The sequence below is a fragment of the Pseudoroseomonas ludipueritiae genome (assembly GCF_014490445.1).
Classification (GTDB): Bacteria; Pseudomonadota; Alphaproteobacteria; order Acetobacterales; family Acetobacteraceae; genus Pseudoroseomonas; species Pseudoroseomonas ludipueritiae.
The window spans coordinates 1-5,556 of the sequence record NZ_JACTUZ010000217.1; the positions used below are offsets into that span (position 1 = coordinate 1).

General features: G+C 69.6%; 4 protein-coding genes. 1 reads left to right on the plus strand and 3 read right to left on the minus strand.

The window, feature by feature from the left end:
* A partial coding sequence (locus tag IBL25_RS24010; protein ID WP_187780992.1) for an MFS transporter occupies positions 1 to 1,276 on the minus strand: 1,276 nt, incomplete at its 3' end.
* Between the two features lie 65 nt (positions 1,277 to 1,341).
* Positions 1,342 to 1,914 (minus strand): nucleoside 2-deoxyribosyltransferase, encoded by a 573-nt coding sequence (locus IBL25_RS24015; protein WP_187780993.1) that lies wholly within the window; start codon positions 1,912 to 1,914, stop codon positions 1,342 to 1,344.
* A 122-nt stretch (positions 1,915 to 2,036) separates the two neighbouring features.
* Here IBL25_RS24015 and IBL25_RS24020 point away from each other — a divergent pair, with 122 nt between their 5' ends.
* Positions 2,037 to 2,861 carry a glycosyltransferase family protein gene (locus tag IBL25_RS24020; RefSeq protein ID WP_187780994.1) on the plus strand — a complete coding sequence of 275 codons (825 nt, stop codon included), beginning with the start codon at positions 2,037 to 2,039 and terminating at the stop codon, positions 2,859 to 2,861.
* Here IBL25_RS24020 and IBL25_RS24025 read toward each other — a convergent pair.
* Positions 2,862 to 5,556 (minus strand): error-prone DNA polymerase (locus IBL25_RS24025; RefSeq protein ID WP_187780995.1); only part of this gene is annotated, 2,695 nt, incomplete at its 5' end.

The following is a 5,556-nucleotide window of genomic DNA, read 5'->3' on the forward strand; positions in this document are numbered from 1 at the left end:
TCGGGGCTTCCCGCGCCGCCGGCCCTTCCAGCCGCAGGGCGCGCACCGCGACGCCCGCCACCAGCCCGCCGATGCCCGAGCCCAGCAGCGCCCAGTGCACCCCCACGGCACCGCCCAGCCAGCCCGCCAGGGTGGCGCCCAGCGCCAGCATGCCGTTGAAGGAAAGCTGGTAGATACCGATGGCGCGTGCTCGCACCCAGGCCGGGGCGATCATCTGCGCCTGGGCCTGCATGGTGGAGGTCGCGATGATCCAGGAGGCGCCGTAGAAGAGCATGCCCGCCCCGGCCAGCGACCAGTGCCGCGCCAGGCCCAGCATGATCAGGGCCGCGACGCTGAGCAGCGTGGCCATGAAGACCATGCCATTGGGGCCCATCATCCGGCGCAGCCGCGTCATGGCCAGCCCGCCGCAGACGGCGCCGACACCCATGGCGCCCAGCAGCAGGCCATAGGCTTCCGGCCCCAGGCCCAGCCGGTGCCGCACCAGCAGCGGCAGCAGCCCCCAGACGGCGGCGCTGAAGAAGACATAGACCACCGAGCGCAGGATGATGGTGCGCATCAGGGGGGAGGCCCCCACGAAGCGCATGCCCGCCCGCATGGCGGAGAGGAAATGCTCCTTCGGCAGCCGGCTGCGCGGCGCCTCCCGCTTCCAGGCCACCAGCGCCATGATCAGCACCAGGAAGCAGACGGCATTGAAGGCGAAGGCCGCCTGGGTGCCCGCCAGCCCGATGATGAAGCCGCCCAGCGCCGGCCCGATCGAGCGGGCGATGTTGAAGCCGATGCTGTTGAGGACGATGGCCTGGGTCAGGTCGCTGCGCGGCACCAGCTCCGGCGTGGTCGCCTGCCAGGCGGGCGAGTTCATGGCGCTGCCGATGCCGATGGAGAAGGTGATGGCCAGCAGCCCCCAGGGGCCGATCATGTGCAGGGCTGTCAGCACGCAGAGCAGCGCGCCCATGATGCACATCCAGCTCTGCGCCATGATCAGGTGGCGCCGCCGGTCGAGGATATCGGCGATGGCCCCCGCCGGCAGGGCCAGCAGGAAGATCGGCAGCATGGAGGCCGTCTGCACCAGGCTGACCATGATGGGGGAGGGCGCCAGGCTGGTCATCAGCCAGCCGGCGCCGGTGTTCTGCACCCAGATGCCGGTGTTGCTGGCCAGGCTGGCGATCCAGAGCAGCCGGAAGGACGGGTGCCGCAGCGGTGAGAAGGTGGAGCCGGACGCCGCTGCCGCGCGCGCCTGCGCGGTGTCTTGTTTGGCGTCGGTGGTCCGGCTGGCCATGGATCGTCCTTCCCTGCTGCTGCCCTTGTGCCGCAGCCGGAGGGCGCCCGCCAGGGCCGGGAGTGTCAGTTTTGCCGTGCGGAGGCCAACGCGGCGATGCATTCCTCGAAGGCGCCGAGGTCGCTCCAGCGCCGCTCCTCCGGCACCGCGCGGGTGACGATGTGACCGCCGGAGGCCAGGATGCCGCCGTCGATCATCAGGTTGTCCTGCAGGCCGAAATTCTCCAGGTGCAGGCCCTCGGCATCCTCCCACTCATCCGGCTCCTCCCGCCGCCGGGCGGCATCGCCGAGGAAGGCCAGGGTGCGGTCGCGGAAACTGGCCGCCGCATTGGCATAGCCCATCACCGGCCGCCCCAGCGCCCGCATGAAGCCGATCTCGAAGACCGTGCCAGCATCGGCCGAGGGGCCGCGGAAGGGCGTCAGGTTGGCCGCCATGGCGTCGCAGGAGCGGATATGCGCCTCGTTCCAGAGGTAGATCTTCATGAATCGGTCGGCCGCTGCCTCGGCGGCGGGGTCCTGGACCGGGTCCAGCGGGAAGACGCCTGTCATGCCGTGACGGGCGCAGATCTCTTTCTTGGCCGCGGCGATGGCGGCGGCATCGGGCAGGAAGACATCGGGTCCGGCGAGGTAGATGCGCATGGGCGGCAATCTGCCCTGCCACCCCGGGCGGCGCCAGGGGCGGGCCGTGTCTCGGCCACGGCCGGGCTGCCACAAGGGCGGCAGGGGTGCTACTGCCGCCGCGACCCGGTGCGGAAGGCGAGATGAAGACGATCCTATCCTTCGTGGCCAATGACCGCATGCTGCATTACCTGAAGCCCTTCCTGGCCAGCTTCCGGCGCAGCATGCCGGAGCAGGAGGCCTGGATGATCTCCTATGACGGGGATGACGCGCAGAGCCGGGCGCTGGCCGCGCGATACGGCATTGGCGTGGTGGGCATCGACACCTTCCACCCGGAGGTCGAGGCCGTCTCCCGCCAGATGAAGGGCCGCTTCATCGGCCATTTCCGCAAGCTGGAAGCGCTGTACCTGCCCTGCGATGTGCTGATGATGATCGACATCGACGTGGTGGTGAACCGCGACCTTTCGCCGCTCTTCGCCCCCATTGCCGAGGGAAAGGCGGATCTCCTCTATGGCGAGCAGACCTGGGACTGGGTCTATACGGAGCAGGGGCGGGCGCTGTTTCCGAAATCCGCGCTCTTCTCCACCGGGATGCTGGTGCTGCGCCCGGAGGTGTTCACGGTGCCCGCCATCCAGGCCTGCATCGCCGGAAACGCGGCGGAATTCGACCTCTGCCGCCACCCCAAGGTGCATGACCAGCCGCTGCTCAACTATTTCTGCGACAGGAGTGGCCTAGCCGTGGCTTCGGCGGGCAGGCTGGTGCCGGGCATCTCCAGCTACAATCACTACCTGAGGAAGGAGATCCAGCCGTCCTGGATGGGCGCCATGCCCCGCTTCATGGCCGGCGACCGGGAGGTGGCCTTCATCCATTTCGCCGGACTGAAGTCCACCGAGGGCGAGTTCCGCTTCAGGATGCTGCTGGACTACTACCGTTACCTTTGCGACGCCGGGGCCGCCCCGCCAGCCTGATCAGCGCCAGTCCCGGCTGCCATGCGGCATGGGGCGGCTGCCGCGCGCCACCTCATCCGCATGGGCCAGCGGCGGCTGCAAGGCCGGGCCGCCCAGCCGGTGCAACCCGTCCAGCAGGTCCGACCGGTCCTCCAGCCGCCGGGCGATCAGGTGCAGGATGGGCACCTCGGCCTCGTCCAGCCGTTCCAGCCGCCCTTCCACCAGCAGCAGCCGGGCGGAGAGCACGGCGGCCCGGTGCGCCTCCACCACATGCTGGTAGAGCACCAGGTTCACCGTGCCGAACTCATCCTCCAGCGTGAAGAAGACCACCCCTTTGGCGCTGCCCGGCCGCTGCCGCACCAGCACCAGCCCGGCCAGCCGCACCCGCTGCCCCTGCCGCAGGCTGGCGAAGGCGCGGCTGTCCACGCTGCCCAGCGCCGCCAGTTGCGGCCGCAGCAGCGCCAGCGGATGGTCGCGCAGGGTCAGGCCGGTGGCGCCGTAATCCAGCACCGTTTCCTCTCCCGCAGTGGCAGCGGGCAGGCTGGGTGCGGCCTCGGCGGCGGCGAAGAGGGGCAGGGGCGGTGGGGCCGCGCGGTCCAGTCCGGCGGCGGCCCAGAGCGCCCGCCGCCGGTCCAGCCCCATGCCGCGGAAGGCATCGGCATTGGCCAGGGCTTCCACCGCGCGGCGGTCCAGCCGGGCGCGGCGCACCAGGGTCGCGAAGTCCCGGCAAGGGCGGGCAGCCACCAGCGCATCGGCGGCCTTCGGGTCCAGGCCGGAAACCAGCCGCAGCCCCAGCCGCAGCGCCAGGGTGCCGCCGTCGCATTCCAGCGTGCAATCCCATTCGCTGGCCAGCACGTCGATGGGGCGGATGGGCACGCCATTCTCGGCAGCGTCCCGCACGATCTGCGGCGGCGCGTAGAAGCCCATGGGCTGGCTGTTCAGCAGCGCGCAGGCAAAGACCGCTGGGTGGTGCCGCTTGATCCAGGCTGAAGTATAGACAAGCTGCGCGAAGGACGCCGCGTGGCTTTCCGGAAAGCCGTAGGAGCCGAAACCCTCGATCTGCTTGAAGCAGCGTTCCGCGAAGTCGCGCGAATAGCCGTTGCGCGCCATGCCTTCCAGAAAAGGCTCGCGGAACTCCGGCACGTCACCGGTATGGCGGAAGGTCGCCATGGCGCGGCGCAGCGCATCGGCCTGGGAATTGCTGAAGCCGGCGGCGACAATGGCGATCTGCATCGCCTGTTCCTGGAACAGCGGCACGCCTTTCGTGCGCTTCAGCACGGCCTCCAGTTCCGGGCTGGCATAGGTCACCGGCTCAGCCCCGTCCCGCCGCCGTAGATAGGGATGCACCATGTCGCCCTGGATCGGCCCCGGGCGGACAATGGCGACCTCGATCACCAGGTCATAGAATTCGCGCGGGCGCAGGCGCGGCAGCATGTTCATCTGCGCCCGGCTTTCCACCTGGAAGACGCCCAGGCTCTCCCCGCGCGAGAGCATGCGGTAGGTTTCCGCATCATCCTGCGGAATGTCGCGCAGCCCATAGCTGGGGCCGCCATGCCGCGCGATCAGCGCCAGCCCGCGTCGCAGGCAGCTCAGCATGCCCAGGCCCAGCACATCGACCTTCAGCATCCGCAGCGCGTCGATATCGTCCTTGTCCCATTCCAGCGTGTGGCGGTTCTCCATCGCCGCCTTGGTCACCACCGCCAGTTCCGTCAGCCTGCCGCGCGTGATGACGAAGCCGCCGACATGCGTGGCCAGATGCCGTGGAAAACCTTGCAATTCTTCCGCCAGGTCCAGCGCCATGGACAGGCGCGGATCGCCATCCGGGTCCAGGCCCTGTTCCCGCGCCACCTCGTGCAGGCCGCCATCGCCATGGTGCCAGGTGCCCTTGGCCAGCCGCGCCGTGACATCCTCCGACAGCCCCATGGCCTTGCCGACCTCCCGCACGGCGCTGCGGCCGCGGTAGCGGATCAGCGTGGCGCAGATCGCTGCGCGGTCCCGCCCATAGCGGTCGTAGATGTGCTGGATCACCTCCTCCCGCCGCTCGTGCTCAAAATCGACATCGATATCCGGCGGCTCGTCGCGCGCCTCGCTGATGAAGCGCTCGAACAGCAACTCGTGCTTGTCCGGCGGCACGGCGGTGATGCCCAGCACGAAGCAGATGGCCGAATTGGCCGCCGATCCACGCCCCTGGCACAAAATCTTCTGCGATTCCGCGAAGCGCACGATCTCATGCACCGTCAGGAAATAGGGCGCGTAGCCGAGCTTCTCCACCAGCCGCAGTTCATGCGCGATCTGCCGCGCCACCTTCTCCGGCACGCTTTCCGGCCAGTATCGCGCGGCAGCCGTCCGCACACGCTGTTCCAAAGCCTGCTGCGCCGTCAGGCCGGGTTCCAGGATTTCCTCCGGATATTCGTAGCGCAGTTCGCGCAGGCTGAAGCGGCAGGCGGCGGTGATATCGAGGCTCGCTTCCACCGCATCCTCCAGCCCGGCGAAGAGGCGGCGCATCTCGGCCACCGGCTTCAGATGCGCCTCGGCATTCTGCGCCGCCTCCAGGCCCAGCGCGTCGATCGTGGTGCCGAGGCGGATGGCCGCCAGCACATCGGCCAGCCGCCGCCGCTCCGGCTGATGGAAGCGCACCCCACCCGCCGCCAGCAGCCGAGACCGCGCCGCGCCGGCCATCTCCGCCAGCCGCCGCAGCCGCCGCCGGTCGTCGCCG